This window comes from Acidovorax facilis (assembly GCF_023913775.1).
GTDB lineage: Bacteria > Pseudomonadota > Gammaproteobacteria > Burkholderiales > Burkholderiaceae_C > Acidovorax > Acidovorax facilis.
On the sequence record NZ_JAMXAX010000328.1, the window covers coordinates 1 to 540 of the forward strand.

1 pseudogene is annotated in these 540 nt (G+C 63.5%); it reads left to right on the forward strand.

The window, feature by feature from the left end:
* Nucleotides 1-119: 119 nt before the first annotated feature.
* Nucleotides 120-540 (forward strand): annotated as a pseudogene (locus NFX52_RS30445) (DUF932 domain-containing protein); the annotation flags it as partial.

The following is a 540-nucleotide window of genomic DNA, read 5'->3' on the forward strand; positions in this document are numbered from 1 at the left end:
TCTCCTTGTGGGCGACATGCCCAGCAAGGAGGATTGCTATGTACAGCGTTATTGGCCAGCAAGACTTGCTCGCTCAGGCGCAAGTCGAATGACTGGACATAGTTCGACGCTGGACATAGTTCCGCTTCGTGTGCCACAACGGGCTGGTATGCGGCGACACCGTGGCCGATGTACGCGTGCCCCACAAGGGCGATGTGGCGGGGCAGGTCATCGAGGGCGCGTATGAGGTCCTGAATGGCTTCGGGCAGGCCCAGCAGTCCCGTGAGTCCATGCAGGCGATCACCTTGGACGCAGGGGAATCGGAGGTGTTCGCCCGTGCCGCGCTGACCCTCAAGTACGACGACCCTACCAAACCCGCACCCATCACGGAAACGCAAATCCTGATGCCCCGTCGTACGGACGACGACCGCCGCGACCTGTGGAGCGTGTTCAACCGCACCCAAGAAAACCTCATCAAGGGCGGCCTGCGCGCCCGCGCCGCCAATGGGCGTCGCCAGAGCACCCGGCCCGTGCAGGGCATCGACCAGAACCTGCGCCTGA